This is a genomic window from Streptococcus sp. 27098_8_12 (genome assembly GCF_041432115.1).
In the GTDB taxonomy this organism is placed as follows: Bacteria; Bacillota; Bacilli; order Lactobacillales; family Streptococcaceae; genus Streptococcus; species Streptococcus parasanguinis_V.
Genome location: NZ_JAPVZA010000023.1, coordinates 1 through 22390, shown reverse-complemented (window position 1 = coordinate 22390; position 22390 = coordinate 1). Strand labels below are relative to the sequence as shown.

General features: G+C 42.0%; 23 protein-coding genes and 1 other annotated feature. Of the genes, 19 read left to right on the top strand and 4 right to left on the bottom strand.

Annotated elements, in window-relative coordinates; translation table 11 throughout:
• The first annotated feature begins 108 nt into the window (after window positions 1-108).
• The 4 genes from O3629_RS09155 to trpB all read left to right on the top strand — a co-directional run bounded on the left by O3629_RS09155 (window position 109) and on the right by trpB (window position 3905).
• A complete protein-coding gene (locus tag O3629_RS09155; RefSeq protein ID WP_371609082.1) occupies window positions 109-684 on the top strand; it encodes a YutD family protein in 576 nt (191 codons plus the stop codon).
• 6 nt (window positions 685-690) lie between these two features.
• Entirely contained in the window at window positions 691-1779 is a 1089-nt protein-coding gene (rlmN, locus tag O3629_RS09150) for a 23S rRNA (adenine(2503)-C(2))-methyltransferase RlmN (protein ID WP_003005918.1), read from the top strand.
• On the top strand, window positions 1766-2293 hold the full coding sequence (locus O3629_RS09145; protein WP_371609081.1) for a VanZ family protein: 528 nt from the start codon (window positions 1766-1768) through the stop codon (window positions 2291-2293). The genes rlmN and O3629_RS09145 overlap by 14 nt, the downstream gene beginning before the upstream one ends.
• A 67-nt stretch (window positions 2294-2360) precedes the next feature.
• Window positions 2361-2596: a binding site (T-box leader), on the top strand.
• A 121-nt stretch (window positions 2597-2717) separates the two neighbouring features.
• Window positions 2718-3905, top strand: coding sequence for a tryptophan synthase subunit beta (trpB, locus tag O3629_RS09140; RefSeq protein ID WP_201087925.1), 1188 nt, complete (start codon window positions 2718-2720; stop codon window positions 3903-3905).
• A gap of 6 nt (window positions 3906-3911) precedes the next feature.
• Here the strand turns inward: trpB and O3629_RS09135 are convergent, their stop codons facing one another.
• Window positions 3912-4571, bottom strand: coding sequence for an A24 family peptidase (locus O3629_RS09135; RefSeq protein WP_371609080.1), 660 nt, complete (start codon window positions 4569-4571; stop codon window positions 3912-3914).
• 87 nt (window positions 4572-4658) lie between these two features.
• Between O3629_RS09135 and O3629_RS09130 the strand changes: the two genes are divergently transcribed.
• Both O3629_RS09130 and O3629_RS09125 read left to right on the top strand, forming a co-directional pair.
• Entirely contained in the window at window positions 4659-4877 is a 219-nt protein-coding gene (locus O3629_RS09130) for a YqgQ family protein (protein WP_003017930.1), read from the top strand.
• Entirely contained in the window at window positions 4877-5260 is a 384-nt protein-coding gene (locus O3629_RS09125) for a rhodanese-like domain-containing protein (protein WP_070666476.1), read from the top strand. Before O3629_RS09130 ends, O3629_RS09125 begins: the two co-directional genes overlap by 1 nt.
• A gap of 43 nt (window positions 5261-5303) precedes the next feature.
• Here O3629_RS09125 and O3629_RS09120 read toward each other — a convergent pair whose 3' ends face one another.
• A complete protein-coding gene (locus O3629_RS09120; protein WP_371609079.1) occupies window positions 5304-6029 on the bottom strand; it encodes a 16S rRNA pseudouridine(516) synthase in 726 nt (241 codons plus the stop codon).
• A gap of 178 nt (window positions 6030-6207) precedes the next feature.
• On the opposite strand from O3629_RS09120, the gene typA reads away from it, so the two are divergent.
• From typA to ileS, 13 genes are all read left to right on the top strand, one after another.
• On the top strand, window positions 6208-8055 hold the full coding sequence (typA, locus tag O3629_RS09115) for a translational GTPase TypA (RefSeq protein WP_003017941.1): 1848 nt from the start codon (window positions 6208-6210) through the stop codon (window positions 8053-8055).
• A gap of 23 nt (window positions 8056-8078) precedes the next feature.
• On the top strand, window positions 8079-8327 hold the full coding sequence (locus O3629_RS09110; RefSeq protein WP_004219693.1) for a DUF3165 family protein: 249 nt from the start codon (window positions 8079-8081) through the stop codon (window positions 8325-8327).
• Window positions 8328-8417: 90 nt separating this feature from the next.
• A complete protein-coding gene (murD, locus tag O3629_RS09105) occupies window positions 8418-9767 on the top strand; it encodes a UDP-N-acetylmuramoyl-L-alanine--D-glutamate ligase (protein ID WP_049472967.1) in 1350 nt (449 codons plus the stop codon).
• A gap of 1 nt (window position 9768) precedes the next feature.
• Window positions 9769-10851: a UDP-N-acetylglucosamine--N-acetylmuramyl-(pentapeptide) pyrophosphoryl-undecaprenol N-acetylglucosamine transferase gene (locus O3629_RS09100; protein WP_371609078.1), complete on the top strand. Its 1083-nt coding sequence runs from the start codon at window positions 9769-9771 to the stop codon at window positions 10849-10851.
• Window positions 10835-12058, top strand: a complete 1224-nt coding sequence (locus tag O3629_RS09095; RefSeq protein ID WP_371609077.1) for a cell division protein FtsQ/DivIB — start codon at window positions 10835-10837, stop codon at window positions 12056-12058. Before O3629_RS09100 ends, O3629_RS09095 begins: the two co-directional genes overlap by 17 nt.
• Window positions 12059-12200: 142 nt before the next feature.
• Window positions 12201-13589, top strand: coding sequence for a cell division protein FtsA (gene ftsA / locus O3629_RS09090; protein WP_371609076.1), 1389 nt, complete (start codon window positions 12201-12203; stop codon window positions 13587-13589).
• A 15-nt stretch (window positions 13590-13604) separates the two neighbouring features.
• The gene (ftsZ, locus tag O3629_RS09085) at window positions 13605-14870 is read left to right on the top strand and encodes a cell division protein FtsZ (protein ID WP_003005955.1); all 1266 of its coding nucleotides are present in this window, start codon (window positions 13605-13607) and stop codon (window positions 14868-14870) included.
• A 2-nt stretch (window positions 14871-14872) separates the two neighbouring features.
• The gene (locus O3629_RS09080; RefSeq protein ID WP_003005959.1) at window positions 14873-15541 is read left to right on the top strand and encodes a YggS family pyridoxal phosphate-dependent enzyme; all 669 of its coding nucleotides are present in this window, start codon (window positions 14873-14875) and stop codon (window positions 15539-15541) included.
• 9 nt (window positions 15542-15550) lie between these two features.
• Window positions 15551-16174 carry a cell division protein SepF gene (gene sepF / locus O3629_RS09075; RefSeq protein ID WP_251457934.1) on the top strand — a complete coding sequence of 208 codons (624 nt, stop codon included), beginning with the start codon at window positions 15551-15553 and terminating at the stop codon, window positions 16172-16174.
• A 1-nt stretch (window position 16175) separates the two neighbouring features.
• On the top strand, window positions 16176-16439 hold the full coding sequence (locus O3629_RS09070) for a YggT family protein (protein ID WP_003011858.1): 264 nt from the start codon (window positions 16176-16178) through the stop codon (window positions 16437-16439).
• Between the two features lie 6 nt (window positions 16440-16445).
• Window positions 16446-17237, top strand: coding sequence for an RNA-binding protein (locus tag O3629_RS09065; protein ID WP_371609075.1), 792 nt, complete (start codon window positions 16446-16448; stop codon window positions 17235-17237).
• 9 nt (window positions 17238-17246) lie between these two features.
• Entirely contained in the window at window positions 17247-18074 is an 828-nt protein-coding gene (locus tag O3629_RS09060) for a DivIVA domain-containing protein (protein WP_003005971.1), read from the top strand.
• A gap of 253 nt (window positions 18075-18327) precedes the next feature.
• Window positions 18328-21120: an isoleucine--tRNA ligase gene (gene ileS / locus O3629_RS09055; RefSeq protein ID WP_371609074.1), complete on the top strand. Its 2793-nt coding sequence runs from the start codon at window positions 18328-18330 to the stop codon at window positions 21118-21120.
• Window positions 21121-21506: 386 nt separating this feature from the next.
• Here the strand turns inward: ileS and O3629_RS09050 are convergent, their stop codons facing one another.
• Together O3629_RS09050 and O3629_RS09045 are read right to left on the bottom strand one after the other, a co-directional pair.
• Window positions 21507-21809 (bottom strand): DUF1827 family protein, encoded by a 303-nt coding sequence (locus tag O3629_RS09050; protein WP_003012157.1) that lies wholly within the window; start codon window positions 21807-21809, stop codon window positions 21507-21509.
• 67 nt (window positions 21810-21876) lie between these two features.
• Entirely contained in the window at window positions 21877-22326 is a 450-nt protein-coding gene (locus tag O3629_RS09045) for an NUDIX hydrolase (RefSeq protein WP_371609073.1), read from the bottom strand.
• Between the last annotated feature and the right edge of the window lie 64 nt (window positions 22327-22390).

The window sequence follows — 22390 nt, the reverse complement described above, 5'->3', positions numbered from 1 at the left end:
GAAGCTCTCAAAGGAATTTCAACTCTTTTCTAGTCAAATCTGACGCAAGTCATTAAATTTATGATAAAATAAAGTGTTACAGTAAATAGATTTTGATGAAGGAACACTATGCGAAAAGAGATTGACCCTGAATTATATAATTACAATAAATTTCCTGGACCTGTGTTTCGTCAGGTAGGAGACCAGATCCTTTCAGAAAACCTCTCCTTTGAGCTGTTGAAAAATGAGAAGGAAGCATTTGATGCGACCGTTTTTGGTCAGCGATTTTCTGAGATTTTAACCAAGTTTGATTACATTGTTGGTGATTGGAGCAATGAGCAGTTGCGCTTGCGTGGCTTTTATAAGGAAGAGCGCGATGTTGCAACGATGGATAAACTAAGTCGCTTAGACGATTATTTGTTAGAATATTGTAGCTATGGTTGTGCTTATTTTGTCCTTGAAAATAAGGAACCTCATCGTGCTTCCTTTGATAAGAAATCACCGGTCAAAAAAGCTCAATCAGAAGAAAGAGAGCCTAAAAGGCGTTCGCGCAATCGCAAACAAAAAGATCGTTTCCAAAAACGAGAACGCGACAAGGGACAGTCAACGAATAACTCGAAAAAAACAAGACCGTCTGCTGAAACGAAAAAAACAACGAAGACGAACAACAAACGTCATTTTGTGATTCGACAAAAAGAGGAGTAAGAAAGAATGAAACCATCCATTTATAGTTTAACACGCCAAGATATGATTGATTGGGCGGAAGAAAACGGTGAAAAGAAATTCCGCGCAGCACAAATCTGGGAATGGCTCTATCGCAAACGCGTCCAGTCTTTCGAAGAAATGACCAACCTTTCTAAGGACTTGATTGCGAAGTTAAATGATCAGTTTGTCGTCAACCCACTCAAGCAACGAATCGTGCAAGAGTCAGCAGATGGAACGGTCAAGTACCTCTTTGAATTGCCAGACGGCATGTTGATTGAAACCGTCTTGATGCGTCAGCACTATGGTTTATCTGTCTGTGTAACGACTCAGGTCGGATGCAATATCGGTTGTACCTTCTGTGCTTCAGGTTTGATCAAAAAACAACGCGATTTGAACAATGGAGAAATCGTGTCTCAAATCATGTTGGTCCAAAAATACTTTGACGAACGTGGCCAAGATGAACGGGTCAGCCATATCGTTGTCATGGGGATTGGAGAACCATTTGACAACTATAACAATGTCTTGAAATTTATCCGGACGGTCAACGATGACAAGGGATTAGCGATTGGTGCTCGTCATATTACCGTGTCTACTTCTGGTTTGGCTCATAAAATTCGTGACTTTGCAAATGAAGGTGTGCAGGTCAATTTGGCAGTGTCTCTTCATGCACCAAACAATGACTTGCGCTCTAGCATTATGAAGATCAACCGAGCCTTCCCAATTGAAAAATTGTTTGCAGCGATTGAATACTATATCGAGACTACGAACCGTCGGGTGACCTTTGAGTATATCATGCTCAATGAAGTCAATGATGGGGTCGAGCAAGCCTTAGAATTGGCAGAATTGCTTAAGAATATCAAGAAATTGTCTTATGTTAACTTGATTCCTTACAATCCTGTCAGTGAGCATGACCAATATAGCCGGAGTCCAAAAGAACGGGTCATGGCCTTCTATGATACCTTGAAAAAACAAGGTGTTAACTGTGTAGTGCGTCAAGAGCACGGTACAGATATTGATGCTGCCTGTGGCCAATTGCGTTCAAATACCATGAAACGGGACCGGGAGAAAGCGATTGTTGAACATGCGCAACCTTAAACAAGGACTGATGGATCATACAGAACTAACAAAAAGAGGAAGAAGGCTGTTACGGAGTGGCAGCTTCTTCTATTTTATCCTCTTGTGTTTGATGTGTTTTTTGCCCCAACAGCCAGAGCCAGGTATGGAAACACCGGGTATTCAACATTTCGGTCGCATCGTCGTCCTGCTGGTTCCTCTTAATTCGGTGATGAATCTTGGCCAGATCACCAGTGTCCTCCAACTCATTAAGGTCATTCTCCAAAACATAGCCAATATCTTTTTGTTAAGCCCGCTGGTCTTTCAACTCCTCTGGCTATGGCCCTGGTTGAGGAGCCGCAAACGGGTCTTGTGCTTCGGCTTTGCGATGAGCTTGTGGATTGAATGCAGCCAAGTTCTATTAGATCTCTTGTTTGATGCCAATCGTGTCTTTGAGCTAGATGATTTGTGGACCAATACCTTAGGGGCTTATCTAGCTTATTTAGGCTTTCAGTATTTCAGAGCACGATTGCTAGCAAAAAATAGGGAAATGTAAAATCCGAACATTTCAGCCACTTTTTAAAATTTTTGTTGACAAAGTCAGAAGCGGGAGCTATAATAGCTTCAAGACATCAGAAAAGTAGAGATTTTTCTCACTTCCAGGGAGCTTGTGGTGATTGCGAACAAGCAGTGGTGAATCTTGAAATGGGCTGATGCGTTTATGATAATGAATTTGAAACAATAAAAATTCGGTGAGCACACCTTATCGTGCACCCTGTTGTTAGACAGGTCAGAGATGTAGGAGAAAAAATAGCTTCCTACAATTGAGGTGGCACCGCGGTATCGAATCGTCCTCACACAGATTTTTCTGTGTGAGGTTTTTTGTATCTCATAGGAACCCAGTGAGACTGCAGCTCAAAGGGCCCGCGAGAGAAAAAGATCATAAACAAGATTGAAGATAGAGAAAAGAGGACACAATCATGACAGAAACAAAAGGCTATTTCGGACAATTTGGTGGATCTTTCGTACCAGAACCCATTCAAAACTTGCTCAATCAATTAGAGGAAACCTTTGAACAGTATAAAAATGATCCAGAATTTATCGCAGAATACAAACATTATTTGAAAGATTATTCTGGACGCGAAACACCACTCTACTTTGCGGAAAGTTTGACAGATCATTTAGGTGGGGCAAAAATTTATTTGAAGCGCGAAGACTTGAATCACCTAGGTTCGCATAAATTAAATAACGTCTTGGGGCAAATCCTCTTGGCTAAGCGCATGGGCAAAACTCGCGTGATTGCTGAAACAGGAGCAGGTCAACACGGTGTGGCTACAGCAGCAGCGGCAGCTAAGTTTGGCATGGCCTGTGATGTCTACATGGGGGCAGAAGATGTGGAACGCCAACGCTTGAATGTCTTCCGCATGGAAATGATGGGGGCAACCGTCCATGCGGTTGAAACCGGTACTAAGACCTTGAAAGATGCCGTTGATGCGGCGTTTGGAGCATGGATGGCGGATCTGGATGCCTTTTACGTTTTGGGTTCTGCTGTTGGACCTCACCCTTACCCAACCATTGTGCATGAATTCCAAAAAGTAATCAGTGAAGAATCTAAACGTCAAATCTTGGAAAAAGAAGGCCGTTTGCCGGATTATGTGATTGCCTGTGTCGGTGGTGGCTCTAATGCCATTGGTGCCTTTTCTGAATATGTCGCAGAAGAGGAAGTCGGCTTGATTGGGGTAGAAGCAGCTGGACATGGCTTGGACACCGATCAACACGCAGCGACCATGACCAAAGGGACTATCGGTGTGGTTGATGGTATGAAGACCTATGCAGTCTTTGGCGAAGATGGAAAAGTAGCGCCAGTGTACTCGATCTCTGCTGGTTTGGACTACCCAGGGGTTGGTCCAGAGCATGCTTTCTTTAAAGATTCTGGTCGTGTCGAATATGTAGCAGCGACAGATGATGAAGCAGTAGAAGCTCTTCTTCTTCTCAGTAAGACAGAAGGGATCCTCCCAGCCATTGAAAGCTCACACGCGATTGCGGAAGCTGTCAAACGTGCTCCACAATTGGATAAAGACAAGATCATCATCATCAATGTTTCCGGACGTGGGGACAAGGACGTAGCTGCCATCGCTGATTATCTAGAAGCGAAGGCTACAAAATAAGCAATCTTATCTGCAAAACATTGTATAAAGCAGTAAAGCGTGATAACTGAGAAAGAGACAGGGAACAAAGGGAATCCGGTCTCTTTCTTTTTTGAGAGCAAAGACGAGAATGCCTAAGATGGATGCGATCTGAATGAGAATGAGGATCTGGGTAGAAGAAAAGCTTAGCGAAAAGGTGGCGAGTAAGAGAAAATCTCCTGCTCCCATTCCGATAAAGAAAAAATGAGCTCCGATCGCAAGGAGTAAAAAGACCAGCATGAGGAGATTACTACCGGATAAAAAGAGGACCAGGGCATGAAGACAGCACCAGATGACCAAGGGGTATTCCATAAAGCGAAGGTCATAGATGGCTAAAACGGCTGCTCCCAGTAGTGTTAGAAGGTGAGGCAGAGAAAGAAAACCATTGGCACAGGCCAAAAAGAGCAGGCCACTCCAGACCTCAAAAAGGCAGTACCAAAATGGGTAGGGCTGATGACAATAGTGGCAGCGAAAACGATGGAGTAGTTGCGAGATAATGGGGATGAGATCCCAAACGCCAAGGACGTGCTGGCAGTGATCACAATGACTGCGAGGAGCGAGAATAGATTGGTTTGGGAAACGGTCGACAACGAGCCCCAAAAAAGAGGCGATACAAGTACCGATGGTAAAAAAATAAAAGTTGATCATACTTATTTATTCGTAAAGCAATCGAAAAATGTCATCATTTGCTTGAAAATCTTGTAAAGCCTTTCTAAATTTGATACAATAATGAACATGAAAAACCTGTATGATGTTCAACAATTTTTAAAACGTTTTGGAATCATCATTTACGTAGGGAAGCGCCTCTATGACATCGAATTGATGAAAATTGAGCTTCAACGTCTTTATGATGCAGGCCTGATGGAGCGGCTCGATTATTTAGAAGCCGATACCGTTTTAAGAAGAGAACACAAGCAAGAATTAGAATTTTTGAAAAAGAGTGAGGTAGAGTAATGGGAAATATCATTGTTTGGTTGGCTATTTTAGGAGTATTTGGATGGATGGCATTTAATTATTTCCGCATCCGTAAAGCTGCTAAATTTGTGGACAATGCTACTTTTGAAGAGCTGATTCGTCAAGGGCAGTTGATTGACTTGCGAGAGCCTGCTGAGTTTCATGCCAAGCATATTTTAGGAGCACGCAACATTCCTTCTACTCAGTTGAAGTTGAGTCTTGCAGCCTTGCGTAAAGATAAACCAATTTTGCTCTATGAAAATAGCCGTAGTTCGCGTGTAACCAATGCGGCTCTCTATCTTAAGAAACAGGGCTATACAGACATTTATGTCTTGTCTTATGGTCTTGATTCTTGGAATGGGAAAGTGAAAAAAGATGCTTAATAAAAAGAGCTCTAACTGCAGCAAATGTGTGGTTAGAGCTTTTTTATCTCGTTTTTTCAAGGAAATCTTTGACCCAAGTGAGCTCTACCTCATTCAAAGGCCGGCTTTCTCCAGGGGCTAACTGAGGATCCAAGGTGAAGGGACCAAAAGACAAGCGTTTTAAGGTCATTACTTTGACCCCAATGGCTAAAAACATCTTTTTCACTTGGTGGTATTTTCCTTCTGAGATCCGGACCTGGGCCTTGCTGTAGCTGGGGTTACTTTCTAGAATAGTTAAGGAAGCAGGCTTGCAGATAGGGCCGTCCGTGAATGAAATCCCATTCTGAAATTGTTCGATGTGGGCTGCATAGAGCGGACCATTGACTTCTACCTCATAGACTTTCTCCACATGGTATTGAGGATGGAGCAGTTGAAAGCCTAAGGGACCATTATCTGTGAGGAGGAGCAAACCACTGGTGTCGCGATCGAGGCGACCAAGCGGATAGAGATCTGGGTGCTCTTGCTGGGGATCTACTAGCTCGATCACCGTTGGATGGTGGGCGTCTCTTTTGGCAGTCACGACCCCGATTGGTTTATGGAGCATGTAGTAGTGGTGACGCGGTTCTTGAATGATTCGTTCCCCTATTTGAATCTGTTGGAGTCCAGGGTCGATGTTTTGGGATAGCTTTTGAGCTGGTAGGTGATCGACCAAGATTTGCCTTCGGGCCAGAAGTTGTTTGATGTCTTTGCGAGCGTACTGATGGTCTGCCATCAATTGATCTAATCTCATGGGAGCCTCTTTTTCTGAAATTCTTATCATCAGTGTATCATGAAAAGAAAAGGAAATCGAGTCGGAGAAAAGAAATGAAGATGAAAACATTTACAACTAGCTGAACTGTGTTTTTTAGATAGGACTGTGGTATAATTGTTCAGTTAGAAATATTATTTAAAATTTTATAGAGGAAATCATGACAAAATTAAGAGAAGATATTCGTAACGTTGCGATCATTGCCCACGTTGACCATGGTAAAACAACCTTGGTAGACGAATTGTTGAAACAATCGCACACCTTGGATGAACGTAAAGAATTGCAAGAACGTGCAATGGACTCAAACGACCTTGAAAAAGAACGTGGGATTACCATTCTTGCTAAAAATACAGCCGTTGCTTATAACGGAACTCGAATCAATATCATGGACACACCAGGACACGCGGACTTCGGTGGAGAAGTGGAACGGATCATGAAAATGGTTGATGGGGTTGTATTGGTCGTAGATGCTTACGAAGGAACCATGCCTCAGACGCGTTTCGTATTGAAAAAAGCCTTGGAACAAGACCTTGTTCCGATCGTTGTAGTTAACAAAATCGATAAACCATCTGCTCGTCCAGAAGAAGTTGTAGACGAAGTTCTTGAACTCTTCATCGAATTGGGTGCGGATGATGACCAATTGGAATTCCCAGTTGTTTATGCATCAGCGATCAACGGAACCTCTTCACTTTCAGATGATCCAGCTGATCAAGAGCACACAATGGCACCGATCTTTGATACCATCATTGATCACATCCCAGCTCCAGTTGATAACTCAGATGAGCCTCTTCAATTCCAAGTATCCCTGCTTGATTACAACGACTTCGTTGGACGTATCGGTATCGGACGTGTCTTCCGTGGTACTGTAAAAGTTGGGGACCAAGTAACCCTTTCTAAATTGGATGGAACGACTAAGAACTTCCGTGTTACCAAACTCTTTGGTTTCTTTGGTTTGGAACGTCGTGAAATTCAAGAAGCCAAAGCTGGAGACTTGATCGCTATTTCTGGTATGGAAGATATCTTCGTTGGAGAAACCATCACACCGACAGACGCAGTTGAAGCTCTTCCAATCCTTCACATCGATGAACCAACCCTTCAAATGACCTTCTTGGTTAACAACTCACCATTTGCTGGTCGCGAAGGAAAATGGGTAACCTCTCGTAAAGTCGAAGAACGTTTGCAAGCGGAATTGCAAACCGACGTCTCTCTTCGTGTTGACCCAACTGATTCACCTGATAAATGGACAGTTTCAGGTCGTGGGGAATTGCACTTGTCTATCTTGATCGAAACCATGCGTCGTGAAGGATACGAATTGCAAGTATCTCGTCCAGAAGTTATCATCAAAGAAATTGATGGTGTCAAATGTGAACCATTTGAGCGCGTACAAATCGACACACCAGAAGAATACCAAGGATCTGTTATCCAAAGCCTTTCTGAACGTAAAGGTGAAATGTTGGATATGATCTCAACTGGTAACGGTCAAACTCGTTTGGTCTTCCTTGTTCCAGCGCGTGGTTTGATTGGATACTCAACAGAGTTCTTGTCAATGACACGTGGTTACGGAATCATGAACCACACCTTTGATCAATACTTGCCAGTGATTCCAGGAGAAATCGGTGGACGTCACCGTGGTGCTCTTGTCTCAATCGATAACGGAAAAGCAACCACATACTCTATCATGTCTATCGAAGAACGTGGTACGATCTTTGTCAATCCAGGTACAGAAGTTTACGAAGGAATGATCATCGGGGAAAACTCTCGTGAGAACGACTTGACCGTAAACATTACGAAAGCTAAACAAATGACCAACGTTCGTTCAGCTACTAAGGACCAAACAGCGGTTATCAAGACTCCTCGTATCTTGACCTTGGAAGAATCTCTTGAGTTCTTGAACGACGATGAGTACATGGAAGTAACGCCTGAATCTATCCGTTTGCGGAAACAAATCTTGAACAAAGCAGAACGCGAAAAAGCAAATAAAAAGAAAAAATCAGCAGCTGCTGAATAATACGGAAAGAAAGGAGAAACAAAATGGTCTATTTTATCTTAGGGATTTTGATTCTCCTTTTTTACCTTTTTATGACCCCCAAAAGTATTCGTGGTACCTTAAACAGTGTCACAATGGTGGTCTTAATCGTCTCCATTATCGTACTGACTTGTCTCGCCATTTTTCAGATATTCCAACTACCGTCTGAGTTTTTTGTCGGTGCCTTTCTTGCCTTTGTTGGCTACCTGGCTTTGGTGGATATTTCCAAAATGACGACCAAACAGAAAAAATAAACGCTGACGTGATTTTTAAAGCCCTTTGGGCTTTTTAATTTTGCTAAAAAAAGGTAAAATAGAGAGTGATAAAAATGGAGCGAAGAAATCATGAAATTTGTGAAACAATTTGAAAATAAAAAGGTTCTTGTATTAGGTTTGGCTAAGTCAGGCGAGTCAGCTGCCCGTTTGTTGGATCGCTTAGGAGCGATTGTGACCGTCAATGATGGCAAACCTTTTGAAGAAAATCCAGCAGCACAAAGTTTACTGGAAGAAGGGATTAAAGTTGTGACAGGAGGTCACCCTTTGGAATTGTTGGATGAAGACTTTGCAGTCATGGTCAAAAATCCAGGAATCCCTTATTCGAATCCAATGGTTGAAAAAGCGCTTGAAAAAGGCATTCCCGTCCTCACTGAAGTGGAATTGGCCTATCTGATTTCGGATGCGCCAATTATTGGGATTACAGGATCAAACGGAAAAACGACGACGACAACCATGATCGGGGAAGTCTTGACGGCTGCCGGTCAAGGTGGTCTATTGTCTGGAAATATCGGTTTTCCAGCTAGTCAAGTTGCACAAACAGCAACAGAAAAGGATGTTCTGGTCATGGAATTGTCTTCTTTCCAATTGATGGGAATTGAAGCCTTCCATCCAGAGATTGCAGTGATTACCAACCTCATGCCGACCCATATCGACTATCATGGTTCTTTTGAAAATTATGTAGCTGCCAAATGGAATCTTCAAAAGAATATGACAGAAAAAGATGTCATTGTCTTGAACTTCAATCAAGACCTGGCCAAAGAACTCGCTACAAAAACCAAGGCAAGGGTCCTTCCATTTTCAACGGTTGAAAAAGTGGATGGGGCTTATTTGGAAGATGGACTTCTCAAGTTTAAGGGAGAAGTTGTTATGCGAGCAGATGAACTGGGAGTTCCAGGTAGCCACAATGTAGAGAATGCCTTGGCAACGATTGCGGTCGCAAAAGTCCGGGGAGTAGAGAATGAGGTCATTAAAGAAACCTTGTCAGCCTTTGGAGGAGTGAAACACCGTCTTCAATATGTGGATGAGATTCAAGGTGTCAAATTCTACAATGATAGCAAATCGACTAATATTCTAGCAACACAAAAAGCTCTTTCTGGTTTTGATAACAGCAAGGTGATCTTGATTGCAGGGGGGCTCGATCGTGGCAATGAATTTGATGAATTGGTGCCTCACATTACTGGTTTAAAGGAAATGGTGATTCTAGGGGAATCAGCTCCTCGAGTGAAACGCGCAGCAGATAAAGCTGGCGTCTCTTATGTTGATGCGGCAGATGTAGCGGATGCTACAAAGAAAGCCTTCGACTTGGCTAGCCCCGGAGATGTTGTGCTACTAAGTCCTGCTAATGCCAGCTGGGATATGTATCCGAATTTTGAAGTGCGTGGGGATGAATTCCTTGCTACAGTAAAAGGGTTGAAATAAGATGAAAAAAATAATGTTTACTGGTGGGGGAACCGTGGGACATGTGACCCTTAATCTCCTCTTGATTCCAAAATTTATCGAAGATGGATGGGAAGTTCATTATATTGGGGACAAAAAAGGAATCGAATACCAAGAGATCAAAAAGTCTGGCCTAGACGTACGCTTCCATTCAATTGCAACGGGGAAATTGCGCCGTTATTTCTCTTTCCAAAATATGATGGATGTGTTCAAGGTGGCTTGGGGAACGCTCCAGTCCATTGCAATCCTGCTTCGTGTGCGCCCACAAGTTCTCTTCTCAAAAGGGGGATTTGTCTCTGTGCCGCCGGTGATCGCAGCTAGACTCACGCGTGTCCCTGTCTATATCCATGAGTCGGATCTCTCGATGGGATTGGCCAATAAAATTGCTTATAAATTCGCTACCAAGATGTACACGACTTTTGAGCAAGCTCATGGTTTAACAAAGAGTGCGCATATCGGTGCGGTAACCAAGGTCACAGATCATATTCCGACAACTTCTGAAGAATTAGAAGAAAAAACACAAGGATTTCAAAAAGACTTGCCGACCCTTCTCTTTGTCGGAGGATCAGCCGGTGCGCGTGTCTTTAATGAATTTGTGACAGAGCATCAAGCAGAGCTCTTGCAGCACTACAATATCATCAATTTGACGGGTGATTCAACATTGAATCAGGCTGAGGGTGGCTTGTATCGAGTGGATTATGTAACCGATCAGTATTTACCCATGCTCCAGAAGGCTGATTTAGTGGTGACTAGAGGTGGAGCCAATACCTTATTTGAGCTCTTAGCTATGAACAAACTCCATCTGATTGTACCGCTAGGAAAAGAAGCCAGCCGTGGCGATCAGATTGAAAATGCCCAATATTTTGTGGATAAAGGTTATGCAGAGCAATTGCAGGAAGAGCAATTGACGCTCGAAACCTTTAATGAAACCATTCAAGAAATGTTGAAGCAAAGCCAAGTCTACCACCAAGCAATGGAAAAATCGACAGAACTCCTTTCACTAGACGATTTTTATGGTCTGCTTCAAAAAGATATCAGTAAGGGAAAAGATGACGGACGACAATAAAAAAACGCCAACGGATGACAAAATTACAGAATTGTCAGCCTGGCAAAAAAGAAACAAAGAATATTTAGAAAAAAAAGCGCTTGAAAAAGCGGAAGAAGCTGAAACAGAGGAAACTGAAAGCGAAGAAGCACAAGAAGACGAAAACCTTTCAGAAAAAGAAACAGCTTCCGGCTCAGAGGAAGAATCTGAAGAAATAGAAGAATCTGAAGATAAATCTGAATCTGAGGCCAAAGAGGATCCAGATGCGGATGGAGAAAGTTCAGAAGGAGAAGAGGATGATCCGGCTGTAGAGGAGCTAGATCCTTCAGAGAAGCAAGAGAAAAAGCCTTCATTCTTTAAAGGCTTAAAGACGAAAAAGCCAAAGAAGGAACCGACAGTGGCAAAACGCCATATCTATCGTGCCCTTCCGGTAATCGGAATCAGCTCGATTGTCGCCCTTCTCTCAATCTATTTTTTAAGTCCCTTGTCCACACAGAAAGTGATTGAATTTTCAGGGAACAAAGCGGTTGATCAGCAACTCTTATATGAAAAAAGTCGCATCAAAGAAGAAGATTATACTCTGACGACCTTCCTTCATAAATCGGTCTATGAACAAAATATGAAAACGGCTAGTCCATGGATCAAAGAGGTTCACATGCATTATCAATTCCCGGTGACCTTTAAAGTCAATATCGTGGAACACAAAGTGGTTGCCTATTATGTGACCGGAGAAGACCACTATCCAGTGTTGGAAAATGGAGAAGTAGTGGAAACAGTAACTCCAGCTTCAGAATTGCCGTCCTCCTATATTAGCTTAAAATTCTCAGATCGAGAATTGGTTAGACAATTTGTCCAAGAAATGAAGTCTATTTCTTCTTCCATTACGGATAAAATTGTTTCGGTTGATCTGACACCGAGCAAGGTCACCAAGGATCTGGTGACCATCACCATGAAAAACGATAATAAAATCTTGGTGCCTGTTTCCCAAATTACCCGCAAGCTTCCTTATTATAAAGCGATCAGTAAGCAATTAGACGATGATTCGACTATCGATATGGAGGCTGGAGTTTTCAGCTATAGTGAACAATCCATCGCAGATGCCAAAGAGCAAGCTGAAAAAGAAAAGGCTGAAAGTACAGAAAAGCAAGAAGAACATTCTGAGGAAGCAAGCCACGAACAGAATCAAGAACAGAATCCAGAAGGAGAGAATTCTTCTGGAAATGAGTAAAGCCCATAAATTATCTCAAATAATTGAAGAAAAAATGTCCATTTTAGGCTTCTTTGTGATATAATGAAGTTTGGATAGTTCCAACTAAAAGGGCTATAAATAGATGTAAAGTGAAAACAAATAAAGAGAGAGGACTGGTGTAATGGCTAGAGACGGCTTTTTTACAGGTTTAGATATCGGTACTAGTTCAATAAAAGTATTGGTGGCAGAACATGTCAATGGAGAAATGAATGTAATTGGAGTCAGCAATGCAAAAAGTGCTGGCGTCAAAGATGGAATTATAGTAGATATCGAAGCTGCTTCAAATGCAATTAAAACTGCAATCAGCCAAGCTGAAGAAAAAGCAGGGATTTCAATCAATCTAGTCAATGTTGGGTTGCCTGCAAACTTACTACAAATCGAAGCAACTCAAGGAATGATTCCAGTCACAAGTGATTCGAAAGAAATCACAGATGCAGATGTTGAGAATGTTGTCAAATCTGCACTCACAAAAAGTATGACACCGGATCGTGAAGTAATCACCTTCATTCCTGAGGAATTCACAGTTGATGGTTTCCAAGGAATCCGCGATCCACGTGGAATGATGGGGATCCGACTTGAAATGCGTGGCCTTCTTTATACAGGACCTCGTACAATCTTGCACAATTTGCGTAAAACCGTTGAACGTGCAGGCTTACAAGTTGAAAACATCATCATTTCACCGCTTGCGATGATCAAAACAGTCTTGAATGAAGGCGAACGTGAATTCGGAGCAACGGTGATCGATATGGGTGGTGGCCAAACAACGGTGGCATCTGTTCGTAGCCAAGAACTTCAATTTACAAATATCTACCAAGAAGGTGGCGATTATGTTACCAAAGATATTTCTAAAGTATTGAAAACTTCTCAAAAATTGGCAGAAGGCTTGAAGTTCAACTATGGTGAAGCCTATGTGCCATCTGCTGGAAACGAAGTCTTCCATGTAGAAGTCATTGGTGAAGTAGAGCCAGTTGAAGTGACTGAGAAGTACTTAGCTGAAATCATTTCAGCACGTATCAAACACATCTTTGAGCAAATCAAACAAGACCTTGAGAGAAGACATCTGTTGGATCTTCCTGGTGGTATTGTGATTATCGGTGGAGGAGCGATCCTTCCTGGTGTTGAAGAATTGGCTCAAGAAGTCTTTGGTGTAAATGTGAAATTGTTTGTTCCAAATCAAATTGGAATTCGCAATCCAGCTTTTGCCCATGTAATTAGCTTGTCTGAATATGCAGGCAATTTGACAGATGTGGATATTATTGCTCAGGCTGCGGTTCATGGAGACGAAGTCTTGCGTCAACAACCGATTCAATTTGATCGTCCAGTGCAACCACAAGTACAACCACAACCTGCTGCTCCAGCACAACCGGTAGTACCTGCATACAATGCTGAGAAGATTGAATCTCCAGTGGATGCTCGAGAAATTCCAGCAGCAAGCAATGATAGCAAACAAGAACCAAAAGCTACATTCACAGACCGAATGAAAAATTTGATCGGTAATATGTTTGATTAAGGAGTGTAAGTATTTATGACATTTTCATTTGACACAGCAGCGGCACAAGGTGCAGTAATTAAAGTAATCGGTGTCGGTGGCGGTGGCGGAAACGCCATCAATCGTATGATTGACGAAGGCGTTGCCGGTGTAGAATTCATCGCAGCTAATACAGATGTTCAAGCACTTTCAAGTGCAAAAGCTGAAACAGTTATCCAATTGGGTCCAAAATTGACTCGTGGATTGGGTGCTGGAGGTCAACCTGAAGTTGGTCGTAAGGCAGCTGAAGAAAGCGAAGAAGTGTTAACAGAAGCTTTGCAAGGTGCAGACATGGTCTTCATCACTGCAGGGATGGGTGGAGGATCTGGTACAGGTGCTGCACCAGTCATCGCTCGTATTGCTAAAGCTGTAGGTGCTTTGACAGTAGCCGTTGTGACTCGTCCATTCGGGTTTGAAGGTTCAAAACGTGGCAACTTCGCTATTGAAGGGATCAACGAACTTCGCGAACATGTAGATACCTTGTTGATTATTTCTAATAACAACTTGCTTGAAATTGTAGACAAGAAGACACCGCTTCTTGAAGCTTTGAGTGAAGCAGATAACGTTCTTCGTCAAGGTGTTCAAGGGATCACTGACTTGATCACAAGTCCTGGATTGATCAACCTTGACTTTGCAGACGTGAAGACCGTTATGGAAAACAAAGGGAATGCCCTCATGGGTATTGGTGTTGGTAGTGGTGAAGAACGCGTTATCGAAGCGGCTCGTAAAGCCATTTACTCTCCACTTCTTGAAACTACAATTGATGGTGCAGAAGACGTGATCGTCAACGTAACAGGTGGTTTGGATATGACATTGATCGAAGCTGAAGAAGCTTCAGAAATTGTAAACCAAGCTGCAGGTCACGGAGTGAACATCTGGTTGGGTACATCTATTGATGAATCTCTTAAAGATGAAATCCGCGTGACGGTTGTTGCAACTGGTGTCCGTCAAGACAAGGTAGAACGCGTTAGCGGAATTGCTTCCTCACAACGTCCTTATAAAACAGGACCACGTGAACAACGCCCACAAGCTGCACCATTTGACCGTGAATTTGATTTGAAACAAGATGTTGAATTGCCAACAACTCCAAGTCGTCCAGCGGTAGAACCAAACCGTGGCTCAGCCTTTGGTGATTGGGATATTCGTCGTGAGAATATCGTTCGCCAAACTGAACCAACATCAACACATCAAGTTGATCGTTACGTAGATTCATCTTCAGATGATGATGAATTGGAAACACCACCATTCTTCCGGAATCGTTAATCATGAATCTGGTAGAGAATGCTGATCTTGTTCGGCAACAAGTAGAAACAGCAAGAAACAAAGCTAACCGTCAAGATCAAGTTAATGTGATAGCTGTCACCAAGTATGTGGATGTTGCTACAACAGAAGCACTGGTAAAAACAGGTATCCAACATATCGGTGAAAATCGTGTCGATAAATTCCTAGAAAAGTATCAAGCTCTAAACGGGTATGATCTCACTTGGCACTTGATTGGGAGCCTCCAACGGCGGAAAGTAAAAGACGTGATCAATCTCGTCGATTACTTTCATGCCTTGGATTCGGTGAAGCTGGCTCAAGAAATTCAAAAGCGCGCAGAACACCCAATCAAGTGTTTCCTCCAAGTGAACATTTCTGGTGAAGAAAGTAAGCATGGATTTGCACCCGATGAACTGGATGATGTTTTAGCGGAAATCGCACAGCTGGACAAAATTGAAATTGTTGGTTTAATGACGATGGCTCCTTTTGAGGCTAGTCAAGAAGAGTTGCAGGATATTTTTTCAAAAACTCACCAACTTCAGAAACAACTAGAAAAGAAACAATTAAAAAATATGCCTTTTTCAGAACTAAGTATGGGTATGAGTCGTGACTTTGAAGTAGCCATTGCGAACGGAGCGACTTATGTTAGAATTGGGACATCATTTTTTAAATAGGAAAGAACTATGTCATTAAAAGATAAATTTAACAACTTTATTGACTACTTCACAGAAGACGGTGAAGAAGTAGAAGTTCGCGAGGCAAAAGCAGCTGGGGCGGAAACACAACCAGTTCCACAGCCGACTCCTCAAGTGACTTCTCCACGTCCACAGATTAGTCAAAGAGAACCAGTAAAACCAAAACCGACTCCTGTCGCACCTGTTACGACTCCAGTGTCTACAGCGGCAGTGAAGGAACCTGTTTCAACAACGAAAAATACATCTGAAAATATCACTCGCTTGCATGAACGTCAACGTGAATTGGCTGCTAATCGTGCGAATACAGATGAAAAGATTACCATTGATGTACGCTATCCCCGCAAATACGAGGAAGCGACTGAAATTGTTGATCTATTACTATCTAATGAGAGTATTTTGATTGACTTCCAATATATGACTGAAGTACAAGCACGTCGTTGTTTAGATTATTTGGATGGGGCTCGTTATGTTTTAGCAGGAAATCTTCGTCGTGTTGCAAGTACTATGTACTTGTTGACTCCAATTAATGTAGTTGTTAACATTGAAGATATCCGCCTTCCAAATGATGTGGAAGTGACAGAATTTGACTATGATATGAAACGTAATCGTTAAGATGGTTATCTTTCAATACTTATCAAATATCATTCAAATCTATTCCATCATTCTTGTCATCTATGCCTTACTATCTTGGTTCCCTGGGGCACCTCAGAGTACTCTTGGACAAATGGTTCACCGCCTAGTTGAACCATTTTTGAGCCTTTTTAGAAAGTTACCATTGCAGTTTGGGGGCTTGGATTTTACAGTTCTAGTAGCACTTTTGGTCTTGAACTTGATGAATCAGTTATTAGCCCGCTTGTTCCTACTTTTGATTGGATAGAATACGATGGGACAGACAGAGATTTACCAACATTTCAATCGCGAAGATCACGAATTCATTGATCGTTGTATTGAATTGTCTGAAAGAGTGGTGGAACGCTATTCTGTTGAGGTGACGGGTTTTTTAAACCCTCATCAGGTCACTATTTTACGAAATGTCGCGGCAAGCTACCAATTACAGGTCTTTGCTTCCAGCGATGAGCAGAAAATGGAGTATGCCAAGGTTATTGTTGCTCCAGATTATTACCAATTAGATCCAAGTGACTTTGATCTGGCCCTATTGGAAATGGTCTATGCTTCAAAATTTCATCACTTGACCCATTCCCAGGTACTGGGGACCATTGTTTACCAATTAGGTGTGGAGCGCAAGTCCTTTGGAGATATTCTAACGAGTGATGGAAAGATCCAAGTATTTGTTGAACAGCGTTTTGTTCCCTATTTCATGGATCACATCCAGAAAATTTCTCGGGTACCTGTTAAGCTGAGGGAAGTTCCTCTCTCTGAACAAATGATCGTAGAGGAAGAAAGCCAGCAGCGAGATATTCTCGTGTCGAGTTATCGGTTAGATAAGGTGATTGCTGGGACCTTCAAGCTTTCGCGCTCACAAGCTAGTCAGTTGATTAGTTCTGGTCTAGTGAAAGTTAACTATGCGACTACTTCCAATGTTAGCTATGCTGTAGGTCTGAATGATTTAGTCAGTGTTCGACGCTTTGGGCGTCTTAAAATTGTTTCTGAAAATGGTATTTCAAAGAGTGGAAAATATAAAGTAACTGTTGAAGTACTCTTAAGTAAAAAATGAGGAGGAGTTATGGCTCTTACTGCTTTAGAAATTAAAGATAAAACTTTTGGCGTTAAATTTAGAGGGTATGATGCGAACGAAGTAGAAGAATTTCTAGATATCGTTGTTCGCGATTATGAAGATCTTGTTCGTTTAAATCATGATCAAGAAGCAAAAATTCAAGCTCTTGAAGAACGCTTAAACTATTTTGATGAAATGAAAGATTCATTGAGTCAATCTGTTTTGATTGCACAAGATACTGCTGAACGTGTGAAACAAGCAGCTAACGAACGTTCTGAAAATATTGTTCGTCAAGCTGAACAAGATGCACAACACTTAGTAGATGAAGCAAAACAAAAAGCAAATGAAATCCTTCGTCATGCAACGGATAATGCCAAGAAGGTTGCCGTTGAAACAGAGGAATTGAAGAACAAGACACGCGTCTTCCATCAACGTTTGAAATCAACCATCGAAAGCCAATTGAGCATTATCGATACACCTGAATGGGATGAAATTCTTCGTCCAACAGCTATGTACATTCAAACAAGTGATGAAGCTTTCCGTGAAATTGTGGAGAAAGCTTTGGGTGAATCAGTTCACCATCATCATGCAGAAGATGATAACATTGATTTGACTCGTCAATTCTCTCCAGCTGAAATTGAAGAATTGCAAAAACGCATTGAAGCAGCTAATTTAGAATTGGGTGCAACACAAGCGTTTGAAGGTTTGAATGAAAAAGTTCAATCCGCTTTAGAAGAAGCAGAGCACGCTCGTCATGAAAATGAGGAAGTCGTTGCGGTTGAAGAAACTGTTCAACCAGAAGATGATGCAAATCGTGAATCTGTCAATATTTTATAATTTTGTAAAAACAGGTCCATTAATGATAGGTCTAGCGAGCAGATGATGGTGGAAGATCTGCACTCCCTCTTAATGGATGATCCTTTTACAGTATTCGTTCTGAACCCTTGAGTAAGAACGGACGTTTCCCTCGTTACGGGATGAGAGGAGAAGGTCGCTTGCGACTTCTCGAACAAAGGTGGTACCACGAGCAATCGTCCTTTTTAGGATGCTCGTGTTTTTTTTATAGCTTTTAAATCAATAAGGAGACATAATGAAACTCAAAGAAACATTGAATCTTGGGAAAACAGCTTTTCCAATGCGGGCTGGGCTTCCAACGAAGGAACCAGTTTGGCAAAAAGAATGGGAAGATGCAAAATTGTATCAACGCCGTCAAGAGTTGAATGAAGGAAAACCGCATTTTACCCTTCATGATGGCCCTCCCTATGCCAACGGAAATATTCACGTAGGGCATGCCATGAACAAGATCTCAAAAGATATCATTGTTCGTTCTAAGTCTATGTCAGGCTTTTACGCCCCTTATATTCCAGGTTGGGATACCCATGGTCTACCAATTGAGCAAGTCTTGGCTAAACAAGGTGTCAAACGTAAAGAAATGGACTTGGTTGAGTACTTGAAACTCTGCCGTGAATACGCTCTTTCTCAAGTAGATAAACAACGCGAAGACTTCAAACGTTTGGGTGTTTCAGGTGATTGGGATCACCCTTATGTAACCTTGACGCCTGACTATGAAGCAGCGCAAATCCGCGTCTTTGGTGAAATGGCCAATAAAGGCTATATCTACCGTGGAGCTAAGCCAGTTTACTGGTCTTGGTCTTCTGAGTCAGCCCTTGCTGAAGCAGAGATTGAATACCATGATTTGGTTTCAACGTCTCTTTACTATGCGAACAAAGTTAAAGATGGTAAGGGTGTCCTAGATACAGATACCTACATCGTTGTCTGGACAACAACTCCATTTACGGTTACAGCTTCTCGTGGATTGACGGTAGGTGCAGAGTTTGATTATGTCGTAGTGAAACCTGCTGGATCTGACCGCAAGTATGTTGTAGCATCTGAACTCTTGCCAAGCCTTTCTGAAAAATTCGGTTGGGAAAATGCTGAAGTCCTTGCAACTTACCAAGGAAAAGAATTGAACCATATCGTTACAGAACACCCATGGGATCCTGAAGTGGATGAATTGGTGATCCTTGGTGAGCATGTAACCCTTGATTCAGGTACTGGTATCGTCCATACCGCTCCTGGTTTTGGTGAGGATGACTACAATGTAGGGATTGCCAATGGCCTCGAAGTTGCTGTTACTGTTAACGAACGCGGAATCATGATGGAAAATGCTGGCCCTGACTTTGCTGGTCAGTTCTATGACAAGGTTGTTCCAACTGTTATCGAAAAACTTGGTGATTTGCTTCTTGCTAAAGAAGAAATCTCTCACTCCTACCCATTTGACTGGCGGACGAAAAAACCAATCATCTGGCGTGCAGTTCCACAGTGGTTCGCTTCTGTATCAAAATTCCGTCAAGATATCTTGGACGAAATTGAAAAAGTGAAATTCCACTCAGAATGGGGGAAAGTGCGTCTTTACAACATGATTCGTGACCGTGGTGACTGGGTCATCTCTCGTCAACGTGCCTGGGGTGTGCCTCTTCCAATCTTCTATGCAGAAGACGGAACACCAATCATGACAGCTGAAACCATCGAACATGTGGCTCAACTCTTTGAAGAGCATGGTTCTATTATCTGGTGGCAACGTGAAGCGAAAGACCTCTTGCCAGAAGGATTTACGCATCCAGGTTCACCGAATGGCGAATTTACAAAAGAAACAGATATCATGGACGTCTGGTTTGACTCCGGTTCATCATGGAATGGGGTTGTGGTTAATCGTCCAGAACTCAAATATCCAGCTGATCTTTACCTTGAAGGTTCAGACCAATACCGTGGTTGGTTCAACTCATCTCTTATCACATCTGTGGCGAACCATGGTGTTGCACCATACAAACAAATCTTATCTCAAGGTTTCGCTTTGGATGGTAAAGGTGAGAAGATGTCTAAATCTCTTGGAAATACCATTGCTCCAAGTGATGTTGAAAAGCAATTTGGTGCTGAAATCTTGCGTCTCTGGGTAACCAGTGTAGACTCAAGTAATGACGTGCGTATCTCAATGGATATCTTGAGCCAAGTGTCTGAGACTTACCGTAAGATCCGGAATACTCTTCGTTTCTTGATTGCCAATACTTCTGACTTTAATCCAGCTGAGGATGCAGTTGCTTATGACGAGCTTCGTTCAGTGGACAAGTACATGACCATTCGCTTTAACCAGCTTGTCAAGACTATCCGTGATGCTTATGAAAACTTCGAATTCTTGACGATCTACAAGGCGCTTGTTAACTTTATCAACGTTGATTTGTCTGCCTTCTACCTTGACTTTGCCAAAGATGTTGTCTATATTGAAGGTGCAAAATCACTTGAACGTCGTCAAATGCAAACAGTCTTCTATGATATCCTTGTGAAAATCACGAAACTCTTGACTCCAATTCTTCCTCACACTGCTGAAGAAATCTGGTCTTATCTTGAGTTTGAAGCGGAAGACTTCGTTCAGTTGTCAGAATTGCCAGAAGCAGAAACGTTTGCCAACCAAGAAGAAATCTTGGATACCTGGTCAGCTTTCATGGACTTCCGTGGTCAAGCGCAAAAAGCCTTGGAAGAAGCGCGGAATGAAAAAGTGATCGGTAAATCACTCGAAGCTCATTTGACAGTTTATCCAAATGAAGTTGTGAAAACACTTCTTGGAGCTGTTGATAGCAATGTTGCCCAACTCTTGATTGTTTCTGAATTGACGATCGCAGAAGGCCCAGCTCCAGAAGGTGCAGTGACCTTTGAAGATGTAGCCTTCACGGTTGAACGTGCCGCTGGTGAAGTTTGTGACCGTTGCCGTCGCATCGATCCAACAACGGCTGAACGTCACTACCACGCAACCATCTGTGATCACTGTGCACGCATCGTTGAAGAGAACTTTGCGGACGCAGTCGCAGAAGGATTTGAAGCTAAATAAAAGACATTAAAAGAAGTTCCATAAAGGAACTTCTTTTATATTGAAGACAAAATCATCTTAAAAACTTTCCTTAGGTGAGTACGGACGTCAGCGAACTTCTTTGAAGTTCCATGACTAATTATTGAGCCTAAGGTCTCAATAATTCCGAGTGCCTGAAACGTTGTTGTTTCAGGCACTTTTCTCACAGCGGAAAGTTTCAGTATTTTCTTAAATTGATTTAAAAATTGGGACTCAAATTTATTTTTTTGCAGAATCACTTAACTTATTTTACTTTAAAATAGTTTGTTTACATTCTAAATGAAGTTCCATTATGGCACTTTTTTTGGTGACAGAATGGTGTAGAGATTCATGTATTAAGGAAATAAAAAAAGTAAGGCAAATTGGCCTTACTTTGTAATTGGAAAGGAAATTTCAATTAGTTTATCGGAGTAGAGGGTTTTAATAGCGGATTGGTCAATGATTTGAAGATCAATCTTACGTTTTAAAAAGAACTCACGAATTTTTTCAACTTCAGTTTCACGAATAGCTCGGTGTTTGTTACTGATCAATAATTCATAGTGTGTTGGGGCCTGTGTAAAAACGACGTCTGTATTGCCCGCGGAATAAACCTCGACAAGCAAGGCGTCAGTGCTAGCAAGTTGGCTTTTGACCAGTGCAGCATGACTATTTGTGGTATTAATGAGCTTCATATGAGTTCCTCCTAACCTCTATCTTCATTTATTATAGCACTTTTTTATTTTTTGTGAAAGAATTCCTTTATTTTTTGTGGGTATTTTTCCACTGTTCAATGCCCCATTTGTGACTGCCACGTTTGAGTTTTTCAATAGCTTCATCTACAGGAAACCAAGCAAGATTGTTAAAATCTTCCAGTGGTTTTTGAGCCTCTGTATAGTCTACCACTTCATAAATATAGGCAGGATTGTAGTAGTAGGTGTCGCGATGACTGGAATAGAAATACTCATCTGCTTGGCCATAGTATTGCCCTAAGACAGCGGTAAAGCCTAATTCTTCAATCAGTTCCCGTTTCAGAGCTTGCACGTGATCTTCACCTGCCTCAATTTCCCCTCCAGGTAAGAACCAAGCTCCATTAGGAGCTTGAACGAGGATGATCTGATCCTTGTCCTTATTGGGAATAACAGCGTAGACACCATAGCGATTGACGTAGGTCACATCTTGTTTTTTTTCACCAAAACTTGGAATGGTCATGGTTTTCTCTTTTCTTATTTTTTCATCATTATATCATATTTTTTAGCAAAAATCTGGAGGGAAA

Coding starts and splice junctions, on each gene's coding strand:
- O3629_RS09155 (WP_371609082.1), top strand. CDS start 109: ATGCGAAAAGAGATTGACCCTGAATTATATAATTACAATAAATTTCCT.
- rlmN (WP_003005918.1), top strand. CDS start 691: ATGAAACCATCCATTTATAGTTTAACACGCCAAGATATGATTGATTGG.
- O3629_RS09145 (WP_371609081.1), top strand. CDS start 1,766: ATGCGCAACCTTAAACAAGGACTGATGGATCATACAGAACTAACAAAA.
- trpB (WP_201087925.1), top strand. CDS start 2,718: ATGACAGAAACAAAAGGCTATTTCGGACAATTTGGTGGATCTTTCGTA.
- O3629_RS09135 (WP_371609080.1), bottom strand. CDS start 4,571: ATGATCAACTTTTATTTTTTTACCATCGGTACTTGTATCGCCTCTTTT.
- O3629_RS09130 (WP_003017930.1), top strand. CDS start 4,659: ATGAAAAACCTGTATGATGTTCAACAATTTTTAAAACGTTTTGGAATC.
- O3629_RS09125 (WP_070666476.1), top strand. CDS start 4,877: ATGGGAAATATCATTGTTTGGTTGGCTATTTTAGGAGTATTTGGATGG.
- O3629_RS09120 (WP_371609079.1), bottom strand. CDS start 6,029: ATGAGATTAGATCAATTGATGGCAGACCATCAGTACGCTCGCAAAGAC.
- typA (WP_003017941.1), top strand. CDS start 6,208: ATGACAAAATTAAGAGAAGATATTCGTAACGTTGCGATCATTGCCCAC.
- O3629_RS09110 (WP_004219693.1), top strand. CDS start 8,079: ATGGTCTATTTTATCTTAGGGATTTTGATTCTCCTTTTTTACCTTTTT.
- murD (WP_049472967.1), top strand. CDS start 8,418: ATGAAATTTGTGAAACAATTTGAAAATAAAAAGGTTCTTGTATTAGGT.
- O3629_RS09100 (WP_371609078.1), top strand. CDS start 9,769: ATGAAAAAAATAATGTTTACTGGTGGGGGAACCGTGGGACATGTGACC.
- O3629_RS09095 (WP_371609077.1), top strand. CDS start 10,835: ATGACGGACGACAATAAAAAAACGCCAACGGATGACAAAATTACAGAA.
- ftsA (WP_371609076.1), top strand. CDS start 12,201: ATGGCTAGAGACGGCTTTTTTACAGGTTTAGATATCGGTACTAGTTCA.
- ftsZ (WP_003005955.1), top strand. CDS start 13,605: ATGACATTTTCATTTGACACAGCAGCGGCACAAGGTGCAGTAATTAAA.
- O3629_RS09080 (WP_003005959.1), top strand. CDS start 14,873: ATGAATCTGGTAGAGAATGCTGATCTTGTTCGGCAACAAGTAGAAACA.
- sepF (WP_251457934.1), top strand. CDS start 15,551: ATGTCATTAAAAGATAAATTTAACAACTTTATTGACTACTTCACAGAA.
- O3629_RS09070 (WP_003011858.1), top strand. CDS start 16,176: ATGGTTATCTTTCAATACTTATCAAATATCATTCAAATCTATTCCATC.
- O3629_RS09065 (WP_371609075.1), top strand. CDS start 16,446: ATGGGACAGACAGAGATTTACCAACATTTCAATCGCGAAGATCACGAA.
- O3629_RS09060 (WP_003005971.1), top strand. CDS start 17,247: ATGGCTCTTACTGCTTTAGAAATTAAAGATAAAACTTTTGGCGTTAAA.
- ileS (WP_371609074.1), top strand. CDS start 18,328: ATGAAACTCAAAGAAACATTGAATCTTGGGAAAACAGCTTTTCCAATG.
- O3629_RS09050 (WP_003012157.1), bottom strand. CDS start 21,809: ATGAAGCTCATTAATACCACAAATAGTCATGCTGCACTGGTCAAAAGC.
- O3629_RS09045 (WP_371609073.1), bottom strand. CDS start 22,326: ATGACCATTCCAAGTTTTGGTGAAAAAAAACAAGATGTGACCTACGTC.